The 18,755-nt window shown below is 59.5% G+C and carries 20 protein-coding genes and 1 tRNA gene; 16 read left to right on the top strand and 5 right to left on the bottom strand.

What is annotated here, in order from left to right; all coding sequences use genetic code 11:
* Nucleotides 1–4: 4 nt before the first annotated feature.
* From VNM72_14700 to mltG, 3 genes are all read left to right on the top strand, one after another.
* On the top strand, nt 5–964 hold the full coding sequence (locus VNM72_14700) for a glycosidase (GenBank protein HXF06647.1): 960 nt from the start codon (nt 5–7) through the stop codon (nt 962–964).
* Between the two features lie 100 nt (nt 965–1,064).
* Complete coding sequence (gene ruvX / locus VNM72_14695) at nt 1,065–1,499, top strand: Holliday junction resolvase RuvX (GenBank protein HXF06646.1); 435 nt, start codon at nt 1,065–1,067, stop codon at nt 1,497–1,499.
* Nucleotides 1,500–1,641: 142 nt separating this feature from the next.
* Entirely contained in the window at nt 1,642–2,655 is a 1,014-nt protein-coding gene (gene mltG, locus VNM72_14690) for an endolytic transglycosylase MltG (protein HXF06645.1), read from the top strand.
* Between the two features lie 118 nt (nt 2,656–2,773).
* Here the strand turns inward: mltG and VNM72_14685 are convergent, their stop codons facing one another.
* From VNM72_14685 to VNM72_14665, 5 genes are all read right to left on the bottom strand, one after another.
* A complete protein-coding gene (locus tag VNM72_14685; protein ID HXF06644.1) occupies nt 2,774–3,160 on the bottom strand; it encodes a diacylglycerol kinase family protein in 387 nt (128 codons plus the stop codon).
* A gap of 81 nt (nt 3,161–3,241) precedes the next feature.
* Nucleotides 3,242–3,328: transfer RNA gene (locus VNM72_14680), tRNA-Leu, on the bottom strand.
* Nucleotides 3,329–3,704: 376 nt separating this feature from the next.
* Nucleotides 3,705–4,436, bottom strand: a complete 732-nt coding sequence (locus VNM72_14675; GenBank protein ID HXF06643.1) for a hypothetical protein — start codon at nt 4,434–4,436, stop codon at nt 3,705–3,707.
* A 790-nt stretch (nt 4,437–5,226) separates the two neighbouring features.
* A complete protein-coding gene (locus VNM72_14670; protein HXF06642.1) occupies nt 5,227–7,227 on the bottom strand; it encodes a YncE family protein in 2,001 nt (666 codons plus the stop codon).
* Nucleotides 7,228–7,257: 30 nt separating this feature from the next.
* The gene (locus tag VNM72_14665) at nt 7,258–7,518 is read right to left on the bottom strand and encodes a hypothetical protein (GenBank protein ID HXF06641.1); all 261 of its coding nucleotides are present in this window, start codon (nt 7,516–7,518) and stop codon (nt 7,258–7,260) included.
* A gap of 993 nt (nt 7,519–8,511) precedes the next feature.
* Here VNM72_14665 and VNM72_14660 point away from each other — a divergent pair.
* The 13 genes from VNM72_14660 to VNM72_14600 all read left to right on the top strand — a co-directional run bounded on the left by VNM72_14660 (nt 8,512) and on the right by VNM72_14600 (nt 18,742).
* A complete protein-coding gene (locus tag VNM72_14660) occupies nt 8,512–8,724 on the top strand; it encodes a hypothetical protein (GenBank protein ID HXF06640.1) in 213 nt (70 codons plus the stop codon).
* 613 nt (nt 8,725–9,337) lie between these two features.
* Complete coding sequence (locus VNM72_14655; GenBank protein ID HXF06639.1) at nt 9,338–9,535, top strand: sigma factor; 198 nt, start codon at nt 9,338–9,340, stop codon at nt 9,533–9,535.
* A gap of 36 nt (nt 9,536–9,571) precedes the next feature.
* Nucleotides 9,572–9,799, top strand: coding sequence for a sigma factor-like helix-turn-helix DNA-binding protein (locus VNM72_14650; protein ID HXF06638.1), 228 nt, complete (start codon nt 9,572–9,574; stop codon nt 9,797–9,799).
* Between the two features lie 130 nt (nt 9,800–9,929).
* Nucleotides 9,930–10,172: a zf-HC2 domain-containing protein gene (locus VNM72_14645; protein HXF06637.1), complete on the top strand. Its 243-nt coding sequence runs from the start codon at nt 9,930–9,932 to the stop codon at nt 10,170–10,172.
* The gene (locus VNM72_14640; GenBank protein ID HXF06636.1) at nt 10,169–10,732 is read left to right on the top strand and encodes a hypothetical protein; all 564 of its coding nucleotides are present in this window, start codon (nt 10,169–10,171) and stop codon (nt 10,730–10,732) included. The genes VNM72_14645 and VNM72_14640 overlap by 4 nt, the downstream gene beginning before the upstream one ends.
* A 147-nt stretch (nt 10,733–10,879) precedes the next feature.
* A complete protein-coding gene (locus tag VNM72_14635) occupies nt 10,880–11,011 on the top strand; it encodes a hypothetical protein (GenBank protein HXF06635.1) in 132 nt (43 codons plus the stop codon).
* Nucleotides 11,012–11,082: 71 nt separating this feature from the next.
* Nucleotides 11,083–13,257 carry a hypothetical protein gene (locus VNM72_14630; protein ID HXF06634.1) on the top strand — a complete coding sequence of 725 codons (2,175 nt, stop codon included), beginning with the start codon at nt 11,083–11,085 and terminating at the stop codon, nt 13,255–13,257.
* 443 nt (nt 13,258–13,700) lie between these two features.
* Complete coding sequence (locus VNM72_14625; GenBank protein HXF06633.1) at nt 13,701–13,979, top strand: translation initiation factor IF-2 N-terminal domain-containing protein; 279 nt, start codon at nt 13,701–13,703, stop codon at nt 13,977–13,979.
* On the top strand, nt 13,966–15,558 hold the full coding sequence (locus tag VNM72_14620) for a HEAT repeat domain-containing protein (GenBank protein HXF06632.1): 1,593 nt from the start codon (nt 13,966–13,968) through the stop codon (nt 15,556–15,558). The genes VNM72_14625 and VNM72_14620 overlap by 14 nt, the downstream gene beginning before the upstream one ends.
* Before the next feature lie 10 nt (nt 15,559–15,568).
* Nucleotides 15,569–15,985, top strand: a complete 417-nt coding sequence (locus tag VNM72_14615; GenBank protein HXF06631.1) for an ATP-binding protein — start codon at nt 15,569–15,571, stop codon at nt 15,983–15,985.
* Nucleotides 15,982–16,764 carry a hypothetical protein gene (locus tag VNM72_14610; protein HXF06630.1) on the top strand — a complete coding sequence of 261 codons (783 nt, stop codon included), beginning with the start codon at nt 15,982–15,984 and terminating at the stop codon, nt 16,762–16,764. Before VNM72_14615 ends, VNM72_14610 begins: the two co-directional genes overlap by 4 nt.
* Nucleotides 16,765–16,769: 5 nt before the next feature.
* Entirely contained in the window at nt 16,770–18,164 is a 1,395-nt protein-coding gene (locus tag VNM72_14605; protein HXF06629.1) for a VWA-like domain-containing protein, read from the top strand.
* 53 nt (nt 18,165–18,217) lie between these two features.
* Entirely contained in the window at nt 18,218–18,742 is a 525-nt protein-coding gene (locus VNM72_14600) for a DinB family protein (protein ID HXF06628.1), read from the top strand.
* Nucleotides 18,743–18,755: the final 13 nt, after the last annotated feature.

The raw sequence follows: 18,755 nt of genomic DNA, 5'->3' as shown, positions 1-18,755 counted from the left end.
GGCGGTGGCAAAGAATCACTTTCGCGAACTCTTTCGACGCTACGAAGGCAATCCTATTCTCACGACTGCCGACTGGCCTTATCCGGCCAACAGTGTCTTCAATGCGGGGGCCACGCGGCTACCAACGGGGGAAACGTTACTGCTGGTGAGGGTCGAAGACCGGCGGGGAATCTCCCATCTGACGGCCGCTCGGAGCGCCAATGGGGTAACCCACTGGCAGATTGACCCGCAACCGACGCTCTTGCCCGATCCACAGAACTATCCCGAGGAAGTCTGGGGGATCGAGGACCCGCGCATTACCTGGATCGAAGAGCTGGATCGGTACGCCATCACCTATACGTCCTACTCGACGAGCGGGCCCCTGGTGTCCCTGGCATTGACCCGTGACTTCCGCACTTTTGAACGCAAAGGGGCGGTTATGCCGCCGGAGGATAAAGATGCGGCGCTCTTTCCCCGGCGATTCCGGGGACGGTGGGCATTACTTCACCGGCCCATCTCCTTCTATCCGGTGACGCGGGCGAATATCTGGCTGTCGTTCTCCCCCGACCTTAAGCACTGGGGCGATCACTGTGTGGTGCTGGAGGCTCGTCAGGGGGCATGGTGGGATGCCAACAAGATTGGCCTCTCGCCCCCACCGATTGAAACTCCCGAAGGCTGGCTCATCATTTATCATGGTGTGCGGATCACCCCGGCGGGCTGTCTCTATCGTCTCGGCCTGGCTCTGCTCGATCTGGAGAATCCCTGCCGTGTCATTCGTCGGGGGGATGAATGGATTTTCGGGCCCGATGCTCCCTACGAGCGCGTCGGCGATGTGAGCGACGTCGTCTTTCCCTGCGGCGCAATCTACGATCCGGCAACCGATGAGGTGCGCCTCTACTATGGGGCTGCCGATACCTCCATCGCGCTGGCGACCGGCAAGCTGAGCGATTTGCTCGACTGGCTCTTGAACGCGTCCTCCCGCTGAGCCAGATTCGCCGCCTCACCGCCGCGAGTCATCTTATCCGTTCGGGTTGAACCCGGTGACTCTTGACGGTCTCGAGGGGGATTCCTATACTCACCCACGCATGAGAATTCTGGCCGTTGACAGCGGGACCAAGATCATCGGGTTGGCGGTGTGCGATGAGATGGAAATGACGATCACGCCGCTGCCGATTTTGTGTGCCGGAGGGCTCGGCCAGGATGCCCGAAGGATTTGCGACCTCGCCAGGCGGATGAATGTTGATGCTGTTGTCGTCGGCTTGCCCTTGAATATGAGTGGAACGGAAGGGCCGGCGGCGGCGCGCGCCCGCCGTCTGGCCGAGAGGATTCGCCAGATGCTGGGCAAACCGGTCATCGAATGGGACGAGCGATTGACCACTCACGCGGCTCGGGAGTATCTCATCGCTCGCGGGGAACGTCCCCGGAAAGACCGCGTCAATCAAATCGCCGCCTGTTTGATCCTCGAAGATTACCTGCAAGAGCGCCGGCCGTCGGTCAGTTCGGTAGAACCTGAAAGCTAACCTCCGCGGATTTGCTCAGCCCGGTGACCGCGCGGGATAAGGCAGCATGACAGCAGGGCGCACAAGATTGCCTCTTCCACAAAAGCCGCGACGCCGACGTCTTCCCAGGAAACGTTCGCCCTGGCCCTGGATCCTCATTCTGGTGCCTGTTCTGAGTGTGCTGGGTGGAGCGGCCATCGGATACCACCTGCTCACTTCTCCGCGAGTCCACTCCAAGCAGAATACAACCATCGTGATCCCGCCGGGCAGCACGGCGACAGAAATCATCGCTCGCCTGAGCGAGGAGCAAATCATTTCTTCTCCGTTGCTCGTGCGAGCCTATCTCCTGGTCACGGGGCGTGGGGCTCAGCTCAAGGCCGGTGCCTATCGCTTCCCGTCTCCGATCACCCCCCTCGAGGTGATCCGCAAACTGGTCGCTGGCGATGTCTACAGGGAAAAGGTCACGTTCCCCGAAGGTCTCACGCGGTTTGACGTCGCCGATATCATTGCCCGGCTTCCTCTGAAGGATGCCGGGAAAGCCTACGCCCTGGTCAACGACAAGCGCCTCATCGCGGACCTCGATCCCCAGGCTGATTCCCTCGAAGGCTACCTCTTCCCCGACACCTACGAGTACGACGAAACGACCACGGCCGAGCAGCTCATCGAAAAGATGGTTCGCCGATTTCGCCAGGTGCTTCGGCCTGAATATCTCGAGCGGGCCAGGGAGTTGAAGATGACGCTCCGTCAGGTCGTCACCCTCGCCTCAATGATTGAAAAAGAAGCCAAGATCGCTTCCGAACGTCCTCTCATCTCCTCGGTCTTTCACAATCGCCTGGTTCGGGGGATGAAACTGGAATGCGATCCCACGGTGCTCTATGCCGCTCGGCTGGCGGGGATCCGACGGCAAACGATTACAAAATCGGATCTCATGAGGTCCTCTCCCTACAATACCTACCTCTTTCCCGGTCCTCCACCAGGGCCGATTGCGTCGCCGGGACTGGCTTCCCTGCATGCCGCTCTCTATCCTGCTGACACCGATTACCTCTACTTTGTCGTGGACGGCTCCCGGAAAGATGGTTCACATCGGTTCGCCACAACCCCGGAAGAACACGCGGACAACGTGGCCGTTTACCGTCGCTCCCTTCAGGAAAGAACGCTGCGCGATGCCCGTCCCTGAGGCATCGTTCTATGGGTGACACCCACGACCCTCAGGAGGATGGCCCATTACATCTTCATTGCGAATTCCGCGCCTTCTGCCAGTGCGACGTCCCCAGGACGATTTCCGCTTTCCCCCTTCAGTGAGCGAATTTGCGGATGAGTGCCGGAAGGTATATCGCGATCCCGATGAGAGCAGATGTGACCGCCGCTACGAGAACGCCACCGGCAGCAATATCCTTGACCTGACGAATTCGCGGATCGAACTCTCCGCCCGTGACGACGTCGCTGAGCCGTTCTATCGCTGAATTGATCATCTCGGCAGCCAGGACGAGTCCGATGGCAACGAAAATAAGCGCTAGCTCAACCGGTGAGAGATCGAGCCACAATCCCACGAGCGAAGCAGTAGTAGCACAGACAGTTTGGATCCTTATGTTTCGTTCTGTACGCAGGGCCAGTATGATCCCTCGACCGGCATTGCGGAAACTCTGTCCCAATCGTCGGTTCTTCTGCGTCAGTGATCTCACCGGGGGCGACTGTTGCGCGGAGGGTGGGGTGACATCACGTCCGGACGCCTTGTGTTGCTCGGATTCTCGCATATTTGGAGATGGTGCCGGGGACGGGATTTGAACCCGTACGCCGTTTCCGGCAAGGGATTTTAAGTCCCTCGAGTCTACCGTTTCCTCCACCCCGGCTCCTTTCGCATCAGTGCGCTCGGTTTCTCCACCGTTTCCCGCCGCCCGGTATCCCGAACGTGACCGACCACCTCACTCACGCGGCAACTATATCACAAGGCGATGGGCCGGGTGAAGCCGCCCCGATCGGAGGGGTACTACAGGAAGCTCCCGGTTATCTCGCTCGTGCTGTGTTATGCGAGCTGACGTCCTGCGGGTTAGTAACTCTTCGAGGAGTGAAAACGGCTTCCCTTCACAGGTGCGCATAGATAACCCTGTGCCCTTCGAGCGCCAAAGACGAAACACCGCATAAACGCCAGGGCACATACGGGAACAGACGCCACGGGGCATCTGTCCCAAGCACGTACTCGCTGTGACAATTTCCCAAGATAAGGATTCAATTGGGCAGGACCACGCCCGTCACGTCATAGGTCCGTTGAACGCTGTTGCCGGGAAAAGCAAAGCTCCTCATCGTTGGAGCGATATGCTGCTGCAAACACAGGACAGTATAGCTTCGACCGCCAATTGTGCGCGTCGTTCCGCAGCGGGGGTCTGTCGGCCCAGAGACGATCTCCCCGAACTGGGTAGCGTAGAAGGTTCCTGTGGGATGCGGACGGAAATCATACCAGGCGATCTCGGCGCGGCGTTCGTCGTTCAAAAGCCCTGTGGGGAGCCAGGTGTTCATCGCCTGCAAATCGGGATTGCTGCTTTCGCCCACACGAGGACCGTGATAATACTGCGGCTTGACGTTAAATCCGAGGTCCCATGCCCACTCTGCTGCTCCGGCACGGCTGTACCATGTCTCGAAGTTCAGCGGGCACTGGGGGAAGTTCACCATCATGACGGGGCGAATGGAATCATCCCCTCCGCACGCGGCAACGGGAATCACGTTGGGGCCTGTATTGTCCCCCTCGCCGAAGTCCGCCCACTGGTTCCAGTAACTCACGTTGCCCGCCCGATCGCGCGCCCACACCTGATAAGAATGGAAGCGGGAAGTGTGGCCGTTAGGGTTCGTATCCAGGTGAATGATGAGATAAACCTCTACGCCCCCTTTCCGAAGGAGGAATCCTTTGAAACTCGTGTGCTTGTAGACGTTCTCTCCAGGAGTATTTCCTACATGCCCGAACATAGGCTGCCATCGCGAGGACACGACCCATCCGGGAGGAGGATCCCCATGTTCATGCCCGTAGTAACACCCGCCAGGGCCTACGGGAGGATGCCATCGGTCGGGATCATGCACACTGGCCGGGCAGAGTTGTCCTGGGCTCGGACCGGAAGAACCCTGCGCCGGCGCGCAAGTAAGGGTTACCCGCTTTCGATCCCGCGACGTCCGCACCGTCAGAGAGGTCGAACACGTGACCTCCAAACTCGAGTTCGGGTCCAACGTCACTCGCTGTTCTTGAGGAGCCGTTGCCGCTGCCCCACAAATTGCCGAGTTGAGCAGAGCGCTCGTATCTGCAGGTGTTATCGCAAGGGAATTCCCGCTTCGGGATGCCCATGAGCTTCCGATCAGCAGCAGGAGCGTGAGAAGTGAGATTCGCTTTGCCATACTCATCGCCTCCCTACGTCACTTGGAGTTGTCCCTTCTATAGTACTTCCTGTTCGATCTTTGTCAACGGTATCCTTCAAAAAGAAACGGGTGCACACCTGAGTTTCCCGGGTACCTTCTCTGGAGTGGGAAGCTTGCGTCCCAATTTTCTCACGAAGCGGCACCCTCTGGTAGCAGGCTCGGTTCCTCAAAAAGCGAGGTTCGAGCCTGCCAGATCGCCCGTGTCCTCAAAGTTCGAAGCTCACAACGAAGCCTTAGCTCGCGGGAATCGGGTCGCCGGCGACGTTTCTCCAGACGATGAACGGTATGAGTTTTCTCGCTTCATTTCACCGCCGGTCCCATTAACTCACCATCACTCAATGGGGTTGACTCAGGGATTGATCGGCGGCGTGCGCGAATCAATCGAGAGCAAGAACCTGACGAGGCGTCGTCGGGCATCAGGATCATCCAGGAGATCAATCCCACCGGTGCCAGCGCTGCGATGTTCCACGTTTTCCAGCACGCGCTCGAGTGAATCTACGCCGCCGTTATGGAGAAACGTCCGTGGAAACGCAAAAATGGACAGAAGCGACGGCGGGGCGAATCCGTCAGCCCCAAGCGGCGCGGCGGCGTTCTGGCGGACTTCGTTCCTCACGTTCGGATCGAACGTGCCTACCTTTTTCAGTTCGCTGATCAACTGCCCGTTGCTGACCAGGGCGCTGTCCGGCGGCGGAGTGAAGCGAACTCGCGCGCTCGTCCATTGTGGCCCGCCGTGACATAATTGACAGTTCCCCTGTCGGAATATGGCCTCTCCAGCAATCACGTCAGGATCGTTCTTGGGGATCGGTGAGATCGGTGCGCGGCTGCCGAACTTGATAAACGCCTTGATCGCATCCCAGGCATTGACGCCTCGCACCTTCAACTGGCGACGGTTCGCGTTGGCCGTCGGCGTCAGGCCGACCACAGGATTATCCGGCGTGATGCCGTCAGCTGCGACGAGCAGGCCGAGTCCGCCCGACACGTTTCGAATATTCAGCTCGAAATCCTCTTCCTCATCGAAGATGGCCGACCAGTTCAGCGCCCGTTGAGTCCTGCGCTGCGGATCGGTCAGATCGAAATCCGTATGTTGGGAAATCGTCCGTCTCGGTCCGGAGACGAAAATCCAGACGACGTTATCCGAAAGGCCAAACGGGTGGCAGGACGAACACGAGCCCCAGCCGCTGTCTGACATGCGCCCGGCAATGGGAGGAAGTCCCGGAGCTGGGGCATCGAACTCCCCAATCGAGGTGTTATACAGTTCCTTGCCGATGTGGATGACGTCCTCGAGTGTCCCCGGCGTGGGCAAGCTCGCCGAGCGCATCGTGGCGATGACCTGCTCCGGTACTCGCGTCAGATCAATCACCGTCACATCACGAGAGACATAGTTCATCACATAAGCGCGCGTATCACTCGAGTTGACGATGATTCCACGCGGATTCTTCCCCACAGGGATCTGCAGAACACGCGACTGATCGAGCGGATCGAGTTGCACGGTCGGAGCGCCTGTCACCGGGTCAACGAGAATCTTCACGACGATATTGCTCGCGGCGCTGACGACATAGCCCTCATCCGATCTGTTTTTGAAGGCGATGGCCCAGGGCACGGTGATGAAACGCTTGCTGGGATTGGATTGCCGGGCGACAGCCAGATGCATATTGATCGTGCGTCCGGTATCCTGGTTCGTCGTACGATCAATCACATGCAGCAAGCTTTGCGTATTGACGTTGAAGCGCACAGGGCCGTTGGGCGATGCGCCCGTGTTGGGAACGAAGGCAAAGTTGCCGCGAATGCCAATGTTGTTCAATTGATTCGGGTAAGCGCCCGTTGTGAAGATAAAATCGGACGGTTGAGGGTTAGCCGGGGGCGCAATTCGAGCAATGGCATCACCGGCGGCCTTGAATCCCGTGTCCGCCAGCGGATTGAGGCGGACGCTGGCTTGAATCGAGTCGGTGGCCGTTGACACGACCGTCACCAGTCCAGCTTTGCTGTCGTCTTCGCCGTCGAGTTTGTTGAAGACCGGTAGAGCCAGAAACTGCGTCACATAGACCGTCTCATCGTTGTCATCTCCGTCCCCGTCGTTCGTGATGGCGATCCCACGTGGTTCCGTTCCCACGTTTTGAATCGTCCTGATGACGGTATTGAGCGAAGTGTCAATGACTGACACGCTATTGGATCGGGCATTGGTCACATAGAGCTTTCGCCCGTTGGGTGTCAGGGCCAGCCCGTAGGGCTCAGTGCCGACATTGATGGTCGCGATCACCCGTCCGACTTGTGGCTCAAGTCGGCTGATCGAGATCACTGAGACCGTGCTGCTGACCGTATTGGCGACATAGACTCGCGAGCCGTCGGGCAAAATGGCGACGCCGTTCGGCTCCTGTCCGACTCATACCTCAGCCAGTCGCCGGTTCTCGTCACCACCGACATCGAAAAACGTCACGCTATCGTTGTCCAGATTAGCAACAACGAGCAGCAAATCATCAGCCGTGAGGGCGAGCGACTGTGATGAGGTGGGCCCGGCGAAGCGAGCTGGTTGGACGGTAGCCCCTGAGAAATTAGCGCGCCATCCAGCCCACACCACACCGGCAGCGAGGACCCCGATGGCGGCAAGCTTGAACGCGAAGACCTCACGAATGGTTCTATTCATAGTGACCTCCTCATTTTGTATTTGGCTCTCGCCTTGACTCATAGGCGGTGCTTCCCCTGAAACCCCTCGGGCAGTTCACCTTCCAAGAGGCGTATCTCCGCGAAGAAACGAGCGGGGAGGGAAGGGGGAAAGGGGGATTTCCTCCCCGCTCCTCGAAGACTGGACGACGTGATTCTTCCCAGAATGCAGAGTCAGGAGCCTCCTGCATGAACAAACGTAATTAACCTCCAAATCCGGAACGCTGTCTTCGTCAAAATCAGCCGATGCTCGACCCAATGGTACGGCTAGCTGATCCTTCACCGCGGCGGTCGGCCACGCGGAGATCGCAGGGCGACTCGGTTGAATGCCTTGAAGAAGGATGACCCGGGGATTGGCATTGGGTCGCCGGATGACGGACGCAAATGAGCGGCGCGTCAAAGGGAATGTCTCCGCGGAGTGATCCGCCCTGACTCTCCCATCCGCCGATGAAATCTGTGATGTGGTGATGCCAGGCATCAACGCGGCACTGAATAAAGCAACCGACTTACTGAAGCATGTCACCGTTCTCACTCTCATCTTTCCGCTTACTCCCCCTGAGTGGCAGCCCTGGGGCAGGGGATGGGACGGACCACATGCTGGTCCTCATAGCATCTCCGCAACCTGAACCCATGCACGAAGACCTGTCGCTTGCCTCCCACCAATGGTTTGGTGCGTGAATGCTCCCGTTGAGGCCATCTGCGTCTCTTACTCCGAACGACACATTTCCCAGTGTTATTTCTGGGGATCTGATCGTTTGTGGAGTCATTCGCACATGCGTTGCCAGCTGCCGGGTTGGAAGCCGTGACTGTATTGCGGACGATGTCTGGCTTCACAAGGACCTTGGCGGTTTCGAGAAACGATGTGTCTGAGTTGCTTCCCGCCAGGGTGTGGCTTCGTATTTGAACGCTGTCGGACAGAAAGACGCATACGTGGTCCACAGGAGAGAAAGTCGCGTTGATCGTCCTAGTGGAGACAATGGTAGCCTGGACCGTGTTATGTTCCAGGACGACGTTTGGCGATGCGATCAAGTTGATTCCAACACAGTTGTCGGTGTGCCTGTTGGTCTGCATGCTCCCTGGGCACGACGCCATCTGGATGGCGGAGGAAGACGTGCTGCTCGCCTTGTTTCCTTCAACCGATGCCCGCGCGTTGATGATGGTCACGCCTAAGTTCCTCAGAAGGGGTTGACTGGTGATTTTCCTGTTCAACTCGGATCTCCGTTGCATTGCCGCTGCCAAAGACGAAGGTGCCTCTTAAGGAAGACCGGCTGATCAGGTTATGCTCGATCTTCATGGCTCCGTGAAAACCGTCAACTGGAGGAGCGGATGCGACGACGATTCCCGCATGACGGCGTGCCTGCCAGAGGTCTCTTGCCTGATCAGTTTCAGCCGGGATTGTCCGGAGGCGAAGTCCTTTGCTCCCTTAGAGAAGACGCGGGTTCGATTTAGTTCGGCTCTCATTCTCCCCCCTTCGGTCGGGTGGCGGGGTCCCCAGCCTTCCCATTTGAGTTTAATTCGATGTGTGACATCTTGCTGGTCTTCCCAGTATGGGCGAGAATTGCCATCCCACATAAATAAGTGGATGGGAGGGCTCATTTGTATCAAGAAATTGGGGGTCGGTTCATCTTTTTTCCTGTTACTGTAGGGAAGCTTGTTACTGTGCTCTCGGGACAAAGATAATAGGGACGCGGTGAGAATCTGAGGAGAATATGCTTAACCAATGCAAAGGGAGGCGTTGGCGGTCCCGGATGCGGAACTCGGGGCGAGGATCCAGCGTGGCGAAAACGTAAGCCTTGCCGTTATTGTACGAAAAGTACTCCGTGCAGGTGTATTACCTGGCGCCCGGAGAACTGGGCTCGCCTCACGATGCTGAAGAAGCTCGCGCTGAGACGTTCCTGCGAGTGATCCGGGCCATCCGGCAGGGCCAGTTGCATTCGCCGGAGGCCCTGGCGTCATTCCTTTTGACAACGGCCTATCATGTCGTTCAAGAGATGGTTTAGCGTAATCAACGAGAGCAGGAGGTCGCCCCGGAATATATTCAACGCCATCCTCCGACGCCTGCGGTTGTTGATGCACACGTAAAGCAGGGTATCGAAAAGACCATCAGGCGATTGAAGCCAAAAGAACGGGAGTTCTTGCGGTTGTACTACTACGAAGAGCTGTCAAAGGAGCAAATCGCCACCCGTCTCGGCATCAAAGTCGAGCGGTTACGGCTGTCAAATCGAGCGCGCTTCGCCATTTTCGTGATGTGTATCGGCGATTGACAAAGAAAGTTGATACAAAATGAAGCGAGGGACCACTTACAATGTGAAACGCAAAACGTGAAGGATGCAACCGCATGTGCGGTCCGCGGGTTGCAATTCATGTTTCACGCTTCACGTTTTGGGATTCAACATGACTCGTCAAGAAATCGAACGACACGACGTAATCGAGCCGTACCTCCGGGGCGAATTGGGCCCGGAGGAGCGGCGAGCATTTCAGGAGCACTTTTTCGAGTGCGACGAGTGCCTGGAGGCCCTGCAGGCGACCGAACGATTCATTGCCGGCGTGCGGTGCGCGGCAGGGCAGGGATGGCTGGACCCTCAAACTGCCCTTCAACCTGCCGGAGTAGTCTGCTTGTCCGACCAGGCTGGGTGAAGCCTCATCTAACGGTAACGGCATCGGTAGCCGTTGTGCTCGCAGGTGTCGTTGTCAGGTTGCTTCTGTATCGAATGCCTCTAATGCGTGAAGAGTTAACGAGGCAGGAGCAAACCCGTCGGCAACTTGAGCAAGAGCGACAATCTCTGACCCTATCGGTTGGGCAATTGCGTTACGAACGCGAGTTGCGGCAGCAGTTGCAGAACGAGCTTGCTCGACTGACTGGTGTAGAGGCCAACGTCCCGTTGATGATGCTTGAGGCCACCAGAGCGGGCGAAAGTAGCGTGAATACTCTCGTCGTCCCGACTGGCGCAAGAAGCATCATCCTTTGGATCGAAGTGGATCCTGGCGCTCGATCGGAGAACTTCCGCCTGGAGTTGCACTCCAGCAATCATCGGACCATTCAGACTGTAGAGGGGTTGAAGAAGGATCGGTATGGAGCATTGGTGGCCCGGCACCCGGCAGAATCGCTCCACGCGGGAAGCTATCGAGTGATGCTTTACGGTGTCAGCGGGCAACACCGCAGCCTGGTGGGGGAGCATCGAATTCGAGTGGTGTAGCAGTAGGTCCTGATAGATGTCCATGGCCCGTCGGCTCGGAGAGGTGATTTTATCGTTTCGCGGCGTGGCGATATCCCAGCGGATTGCGGGATACGAAAACTCCTTGTGGATCCAAGCGAAGAATAGCATGCATGGTGGGAGGCAGCTATGATCAGGCATGCGGTTCTATCTTTTGTTCTCGTGTTTGCCATTGGGGGATTCTTCGGCCAACGCCTTCTCTTGACCAACGGGTCTTTGTGGGCTATTGTCCTGCTGACCAAGGAGTTCGCAGGCAACTGAGGAACTCCTAAAGATCCATAGTAGCGGCCGCTCCTGACGGGGTAGAGCCGCTCAGTAGAAAGGGGGTATAGATGACGCGAAAGCTGGCACGTAGTGTAGTTGCTCTTGCGGTCATTGCCACGCTCATTTCCTCGGGGCCGGCCATGCCCCAGAGGAACACGATCAACCTCGATGCGTATGGCGAGGGCGTCCCACTGGTGAGTGCTCCGCTGTCCTTCGGCGAACGCCCGATCCGCTCCATTTCGTCGCTACTCGGAGCGTTTCTTATCAGCAGTGACGATCCTGTCGTGCACGATCTGGCGGACTTTGCGCTTGAGGTGGCCGGCGTCTTTCCGCCTGGTGACGAGTTGTTCGTCGCGCTCCTGGCGAATGGGGCATTTCTTGGGCAACGGGCCGCTGTTCGGGAGGGCGGCGAAGCTCTCGCGGCGGCCTTCATCGCGAGCGGCAGCGAAGGCGCCCTGCAGTCGCAGGCCGTATGGCCTGGCCGCTTGGGGGCTTTTCGCTCCTTCTCGCCCGTCTACGCGAGGAGCGGAGGCGACGTCTACGAGCTTAACTCATTCGGTGTGGTCAGCCCTGTCGTGCTCGACCTGGACGGCGATGGCAGGATACGGGCTTCCAGAGGTGAGTACCAACCGCACCCTGGAACGGCGCGCGGGCCATTTGCAGTGTTCGACATAGATGGCGACGGATTCGAGGACATCACCGAGTGGTTCCCGCGGACCCCGGCGCGGTGCGATGCGATTGTGACGGCGTCGCCCGAGCCGCGCAGCGGCCGAGATCTCGTGGGCACCGTCGGCGGGTGGCGTACAGGCTTCGAGCATCTTGCCCGCTTCGATCGCAATGCAGACGGGGTTGTAACAGGTGATGAGCGAGCCGGTCTTTATGCGTGGTCCGATTGCAACGGCAACGCTGTAGCGGAGCCGGGCGAAGTGCTGCCACTGGCCCAGGTGGGCGTCAGTTGGATAGAGATTCCGAGGAGCGGTTTGGTCGCTCGCTTCGGCCGCGTTGATGGCCGCGAAGGAAAGGCGTGGGACTGGTGGCCGAGCTATGCGATCGCCAATCGGCTTCCGAACGCCGGCAGGGAGGACGCTCCCGCGGGGCCTGGGGCCGGTACGTGCTTCCCTTGGATACATGAGTTGCGCGATTTTCTGCGACTGTGGAACGAGGATTGCGCCGAGGCGGAGGCGATCGAGAGGCCCGTGTTCGTCGGCAACGAGGCGCTCGTGCGCGCTGGAGTCAATATAGAGACGTTTGAATTCGCAGCCGTTGCAAGGGGAGGCCGGCTCCTGCTCGGTACGGATCTGAACGGAACTCCTGCCCGGCCGCGTCTGATTGTCGTGCACCTGGAGAGGGACGGTCGAGTGGCGAAGGTTGATTTCGTGCCTCTGCCGTTTGACCAAGTATTCCAGATCGCGTTCTCGCCTTGCGCTCAGCTTGCGCTTGTGCTCGGGGACCTCGGGTCCAAGATGGTCATCGTTGACGTGGAGGCGCGGCACGTCCTGCCCGAGCCGGGGAGCCAGTTGCGCGACATCGGTCTCCGTGCTTCGGGGGTTGCCAGCTATCACCAGGGTTTCTGGTTCACGGCTTGGGCGCTGGACGCAGAAGGGGCTGTCCACGGCGAGCGTACATGGACCTTTATCCGCCCGACGCCTCAATCGCAACGCAGTCGCGCTGAGGCGCGGTCCAACGACCGGGAGGGACGGGATATGACCTGCGTTGGGATACGCGGCGGGTTGTCTCTCACCGGGCTAGCTGCAGCCGTGGGGCAAATCCGTAGCCACTACTTAACTGGACCTGATGCCGGCTTCGTCACGGTCGGCCTTCCCGAGGGCGGAGAAGCGTTGCTTTCGGTCTCGTTCGAGGCGGGGCGGATCCTGAGGGAAGAGTTCGACCGCGCTGACGCGTTCGGCGGCCTCGCCGCGGTGCCGGGTACCGTCGTCTATACGGCCCTTGAGAACGGTCGCTACGTTTTCCGCTACTTCCACGAGGGGGTGCGCCGAGAGATGGCCTCGAGTCCCGAGCCGATGGGGTATCCGTTCCTCGCCCCAGACGGAGGCGCGGCAGTCGCCGCCACGATCAACCGCGGAAGCCGCAGGGTGCGCTACCTTGTAGCGAGTGCCGAGACGAGGTGGAGGGCCGTTCCTCTCGCTGATGTCTATCCGGGACAGGGGAAGATTGACACGGGTGTCTTCGCGCACCGCGGGCCCGATGGGATAGCCGTGTGGCCCATCCCGCGGGCGCGCTAGGCTCGGCGTGCTCTGGCTAAGAGGAGGGCTGTGGCGCGCCATCCCGGCCGAGGGTATCGCCCAACGCTCGAGGCCGCCCGCACTGCGAATGTGTGGGGCTCTCGAACTTGGCGGGGGTTGCAAAGCGGTTGCGGGTTTTTTATAAACGCGGTCGGGATGAGTTCATAGGTGAGTTGAGGGAGATAGGTTCGGATGACAGGAATCACTCACGAGCTGGACGTTCGCCACGAACGCAGAAAATCTGGGAGCGTTTGCTTCCTGCGGGCCTGGCCTTCAGCTCCACCGACCAGGCCGGGGCCGTGCACTCCTGGGGATTTCAAAGGAGGAGTCCTATACCAGCAACAGGAGCAGGAAGATCATGCTGATCAAGGAGAGGATGATCATGGTGAGGCGAGAGCGTGGAATCAAAAATGTGGAGTGAGCAACACTGACAGGACAAACAGTTGAAATGCAACCCGGCGATACGAATCGGCCAGATCAAGATGGAGGGCGTTGCCGGAATTGGGGGCTGTTCGGACGGATCAGGGACATCGAGGAAGATACGCATTTATGAGCTGGCCCGGGAGCTGAAGCTTGAGCCGCGTCGTGTGATCGAAGAGGCGCAGCGGCTCGGTCTTGATGTGAGCATGCCTTCAAATACGTTGACCGAAGAGCAGGCCGAACAAATCCGCTCTCGGCGCTTTGCCAGGAGGTCGGAGGGAGCCATCCATGTGGGCGCATGAGGATGCGCTTGAATTGAACTTCAATCTTCCCTGTGGTTCATCGCGCCACCCGGTCTCGATGACGCTCACCCGGTGGGGAGCGGTCAAGATGTCCTCTCCCTGCCTTCTTTTGCCCGAGAGCGCGCGCCGTCTGGCCGCGAGCACATGTCCTCAGGCATTGGACGAGGTGAAACGGTTCGTGCAGAAGGTTCTTTACGTGAGGGGAGCTGATCCTCCTAAGGTCTTCACCCGTAAGATGGCTGACCAACTGAGGGCTTTCTTCGCTCGCTCGCATGAAGGAGCAAGGGAGAGAGCCAAAGCTTTATTGAGGGAGTGGGGGTACACGGAAGATGAATCCGGGTTGCGCGCCGCTCTCGTTTTCGAAGCGCCTGCTGTGCGATGGGCCGCGGCTGTCGTAACCGGGGAGAAGAGGCTCGCAGCGCTTGTGCCCGAACTTATGCGCGCATCTGGTGATGAGGAGTTCGCCGTGCAAGTGGCCTCTGTGCGCGCTCTGGCCCAGATCGCCGACGCACAAGCCGTTCCCATCCTGTGTCGCTGGCTTGGGAAAAAGGAAAGCCTCATCCCGGAGATCCGGAGTCAGATCGCCCGCGCGTTAGGGGATATCGGGGACGCGCGAGCTGGTGAGCCGTTGATTGAGGCGCTGAAGGATGAGGATCAGGATGTTTGCCAGGCGGCGGCGGAGGCGTTAGTGGGGATGGGGGCGGCGGCCGTTGAGCCGTTGATCGCGGCGCTGGAGGATGGGAGGGTTCGATGGGCGGCGGTGGAGGCGTTGGGGAGGATAGGGGACGCGCGAGCCGTTGAGCCGTTGATCAAGGCGCTGGGGTATAAGGGTCGGGACATTGTAAAACCTGGCTACAGCTCGAAGCGATCGTTCTGCGTGCCCGACCTGCTGGGGATTAATATTCGCAGGGCGGCGGCGGAGGCGTTGGGGAGGATAGGGGATGCGCGAGCCGTTAAGCCGTTGATCGAGGCGCTGGGGGATGATAGGGTTCGCAAGGCAGCGGTGGAGGCGTTAGTGATGATAGGGGCAGCGGCCGTTGAACCATTGATTGCTGTTGTGAAAGATGGTCGAAAGGAGAGCAAAGAGGCGGTAAGAGTTTTACTGAGGCTTCGAGGGAGGGAGAGGGTGATTGCGCTAGGTGAAGTAGCCGTTGAGCCGTTGATCGAGGTGCTGGAGGATCCGGATGTTCGCTGGGCGGCGGTGGAGGCGTTGGGGGGGATAAGGGACGCGCGAGCTGTTGAGCCGTTGATCAAGCTGCTGAGGGATTGGATGATTCGGGAGGCGGCGGTGGAAGCCTTAGCGAGTATCGGGGCCGCAGCCGTTAAGCCGTTGATCAAGGCGTTGAACAGCTCGGATCCGCGGGTGAGAGAGGCCGTCGCCGAAGCCATTGAACGGATCGGCGAGCCCGCTCTGGAGCCGCTGATCGGGAGATGGATCGTTCATCCTCGCTATGGGAGGGGAAGGATCGAAAAGATCTACCGTGAACGTCCACCGTGTCTTGTCGTGAAATTCAAGGATGTGCCTGACGAAGGAAGCCGGCGCATCGTGAGTCTCAGGGACAACTTTCTCCTTGAGTAGGAGGTGAGGCATGGCTTTGCCGAAAGGCGCTGAGGAGCTACTCATCGCGCTTCAGACGCCCTCGCCTAAAGGCCACTGGGGCATTCCGGCGCTCCTCTGGGGGGCGCCAGGCGAAGGGAAATCCAGTTTCGTCGAGGGGCTGGCCCGCGAGGGATTTCCTGTGGTCACGCTCATTGCTTCGATTCACGATCCGACCGATTTTTCCGGCATGCCGATGCACGAGAACGGGCGAATGCGGTTTGTGCCGCCGGAGTGGAGCTTCGCTTTTGACCAGGCGCAGCAAGGCATCCTCTTTCTCGATGAATTGACGACGGCGCCTCCGTCGGTTCAAGCGGCGCTGTTGCGGGTGATCCTGGAGCGGAAGGTGGGGTTTCGCGATCTCCCCCCGGCGTGCGGGTGGTCGCGGCGGCGAATCCGCCCGATATGATCAGCGGCGGATGGGAGTTGTCCTCTCCCTTGCGCAACCGGTTCCTGCATATCCGATGGGAGTGGGAAGAGAGAGAATATCTGGAGGCGTTGCGCGAGGGCTTCCCCCGGCCTGATCTTCCAGCGATTGATCCCGCTTTGCATAAAGAGTGCGTCCTTCACTGGAAACTGCTCGTGGAAGCGTTCTTGCGGCGTAGGCCCACTCTCGTGCGCTCATCGGCGTCGGATGAAGACCGCGCGTTCGCTTCGCCGCGGACCTGGGAGTTCGCTATTCACTTGATGGCCTCGTGTGATCTTTTGGGCAAGGCGCCGAAGCCGGGCAAAGAGGGGGCCATCGTGTTCGCCAATCTCCTGGAAGGCTGTGTGGGGCGGGGGCCAGCCGTGGCCTTTATGGGATTCGTGAGGAACCTTCATCTGCCTGATCCGGACAGCTTGCTGGACGGGCAGATCAAAGTGGACGTCACGCGATTGCGCGATGATGAGCTTTATGTGCTCTTTTCAGCTTTAGGAACATCCTTGATTCGACGCGCGAACAAGCGGCGCGCAGATTTCTTCGCAGCGACGGCGGTCTTCCTCGAGCTGGCGCTCCAGGTATGCGAGAGCAATCGCGTGGATACGATCTTTATCCCGATGAGGCATATCGCTCGCGGGCAAATCCTGCATCGAGCGGTCGCGAAAGCGCAAGAGACGGGGAGATTGGAGGAGTTTCAAAGACTCATGCATCGCGTCTTCGAGGAGACGCCACTTCGCCAGTTCGTGGAGGCGCTCGTCAAGGACTGAGGGCTATGGATAGGGGAGAGATCGAAAGGATCGTGCGCATGGCGCGGACCTATGCGGCTGAGCAAATCCCCTGGCTGGCGCCGGCCCTCTACGCCGCGCGATTGGTGCTGACGGAGTCCTGTCCGGCGCTGGCGGCCGTAGATGAAGGGATGCGCGTCTATTTCAATCCGCACATGGTGGCCGAACTGGTGCGTGAAAAGGGCGAGTGGGGAGAGGCCATGCCGGAACTGGGGTTTGTATGGTTCCATGAGATCACGCATCGGCTGCGCGAGCATGCCGAGCGCGCGCGGGAGAAGGAGGCGCGGGCCAGGTTGTGGAACATCGCGAGCGATCTGGAGATCAACGATGCTCGATTGCCGGGGCTCATGCACCCGAAGCGCTTTGCCCCTCTGCTTCCCTCTCGGTTCAACTTGCCAGAAGGCAAGCTGGCCAAGTTCTACTACGACCAATTGCAGGAGAGAAACCGGCTGCCATTTGATTCCGGGGCGGGGGAGCAAGAGGGGGCGGTTGATGACCAAGCTTCGGGGCTGGAGCAATCCTCCTCGAAAAACTTTGTGACGCAACACCCGTCTTCTGGCGATCAGACTCCGGAGTCGAAACAATCCGAAGGGAAACTCCCCTCGGCATTTGATGATGGCAGCGGCGTGCATGGGGAGAAACGGCCGTGGGAGTTGGCCGAAGACGATGCGCGTGCGCCGGCGCTTTCGGCCGTGGAGCAAGAAGTGGTTCGGCGATCGGTCGCCGAACAGATCGTGCGGCAAAAAGATCGAGGGGACATTCCGGCCGGATGGATTCGGTGGGCGGAAGAGAAGCTGGCGCCCAAAGTGGATTGGCGCCAATTGTTCAAGCGCCGCATGCGTGGGGCCATCGTCAGAGGCACCGGACAGCGCGTGGACTACAGTTTCGACCGTCCGCATCGGCGGGCGTTCGCCTACGCGCCGATATTTCCTCCATCCTTGCGGGGGGATTTCTTACCGCGGATCGCCTGCGTGGTGGATACTTCGGGATCAATTTCCGAGCGGGAACTGGGCCAAGCGCTGGCCGAGGTGCGAGCCGTCCTGGAGAGCTTGCGCACGCCGATCACCGTCATCCCCTGCGATGCCGTTCCTTATGAGCCCATCGAGGTTTTCACTCGATCGGATTTCCTCTCGCGCTGCCGGGAGCTGCCAGGTGGCGGGGGGACGAATATGGTCGCGGGGATCGAAGCCGCTTTGAACTTGCAGCCGATGCCGGATGTCGTGTTCGTGCTGACGGACGGCTATACGCCGTATCCGCCGCGCCCGTATCGCGTGCCCGTCCTTTTCGGCGTCTTCACCAAACGCCGCGGGTTCGATCCGCCGCTTCCGCCCATTCCCCCCTGGCGTCGTGAAGACGTTGTGCTCATCGAGATCGCAGAGTAGGATTGAAAGCCGTTGGGAGAGGCCGATGCTTTCACGCACACTCAAGGAGGCCGATGATGGAACCGTGGTTGATGCCGGATGATGCATCCGTTCCCTCGCGTCAGGGGGATCTCATCAAGGGGTTAGAGCAGGCGCGGTATTTGCTGGAGGCAGCTTTGCGCGAGCTGCCCGAGGAAGCGCTCTGGTGGGAGCCGGCTTCGACGATGCCTTCGATTGGGGCGCGGATTCAACATCTCATCGGGGCGTCCCGGCGATTGGGGACGTATGCCTTCGAAGCGGACTATGACCCTCAGGCTCTGGCGGAGATGGCGCAGCGGGATTGGCTCCCGACTCATCGGGCGAAACCGGAGCTTCTCGCCGAGGTGGGGGCTGCCTTTGAAGAGATCGCCACGAGAATTCGCGTCCTGGACGAGCGCGCGCTGGATGAACTTCGGCCCGTGGGCCGGCGTCGTCATCCGGTTCGGCGCTCGGTGATCCTGCATCACCTGGTCGAGCACGCGGCGCATCATGTGGGGCAGATTACTCTTCTCGTTCGCCTCTGGGAGGCGCAAAGCCGAGCAGCGCCTGAATCGGTGTAGGAGCCGGGAGGGG

The organism is Blastocatellia bacterium (assembly GCA_035573895.1).
Lineage (GTDB): Bacteria > Acidobacteriota > Blastocatellia > HR10 > HR10 > DATLZR01.
Note: the sequence above shows the minus strand (reverse complement) of the source record. Positions and strands in the feature narration are given on the sequence as shown.

Excerpts from the sequence above, each read along its gene's own strand:
- VNM72_14630 (HXF06634.1), top strand. The coding sequence starts at position 11,083 with ATGACGCGAAAGCTGGCACGTAGTGTAGTTGCTCTTGCGGTCATTGCC.
- VNM72_14675 (HXF06643.1), bottom strand. The coding sequence starts at position 4,436 with ATGTTCGGGCATGTAGGAAATACTCCTGGAGAGAACGTCTACAAGCAC.
- ruvX (HXF06646.1), top strand. The coding sequence starts at position 1,065 with ATGAGAATTCTGGCCGTTGACAGCGGGACCAAGATCATCGGGTTGGCG.
- VNM72_14665 (HXF06641.1), bottom strand. The coding sequence starts at position 7,518 with ATGAATAGAACCATTCGTGAGGTCTTCGCGTTCAAGCTTGCCGCCATC.
- VNM72_14635 (HXF06635.1), top strand. The coding sequence starts at position 10,880 with ATGATCAGGCATGCGGTTCTATCTTTTGTTCTCGTGTTTGCCATTGGG.
- VNM72_14615 (HXF06631.1), top strand. The coding sequence starts at position 15,569 with ATGGCTTTGCCGAAAGGCGCTGAGGAGCTACTCATCGCGCTTCAGACG.
- VNM72_14600 (HXF06628.1), top strand. The coding sequence starts at position 18,218 with ATGATGGAACCGTGGTTGATGCCGGATGATGCATCCGTTCCCTCGCGT.
- VNM72_14605 (HXF06629.1), top strand. The coding sequence starts at position 16,770 with ATGGATAGGGGAGAGATCGAAAGGATCGTGCGCATGGCGCGGACCTAT.
- VNM72_14620 (HXF06632.1), top strand. The coding sequence starts at position 13,966 with ATGTGGGCGCATGAGGATGCGCTTGAATTGAACTTCAATCTTCCCTGT.
- VNM72_14660 (HXF06640.1), top strand. The coding sequence starts at position 8,512 with ATGGTAGCCTGGACCGTGTTATGTTCCAGGACGACGTTTGGCGATGCG.
- VNM72_14645 (HXF06637.1), top strand. The coding sequence starts at position 9,930 with ATGACTCGTCAAGAAATCGAACGACACGACGTAATCGAGCCGTACCTC.
- VNM72_14610 (HXF06630.1), top strand. The coding sequence starts at position 15,982 with ATGATCAGCGGCGGATGGGAGTTGTCCTCTCCCTTGCGCAACCGGTTC.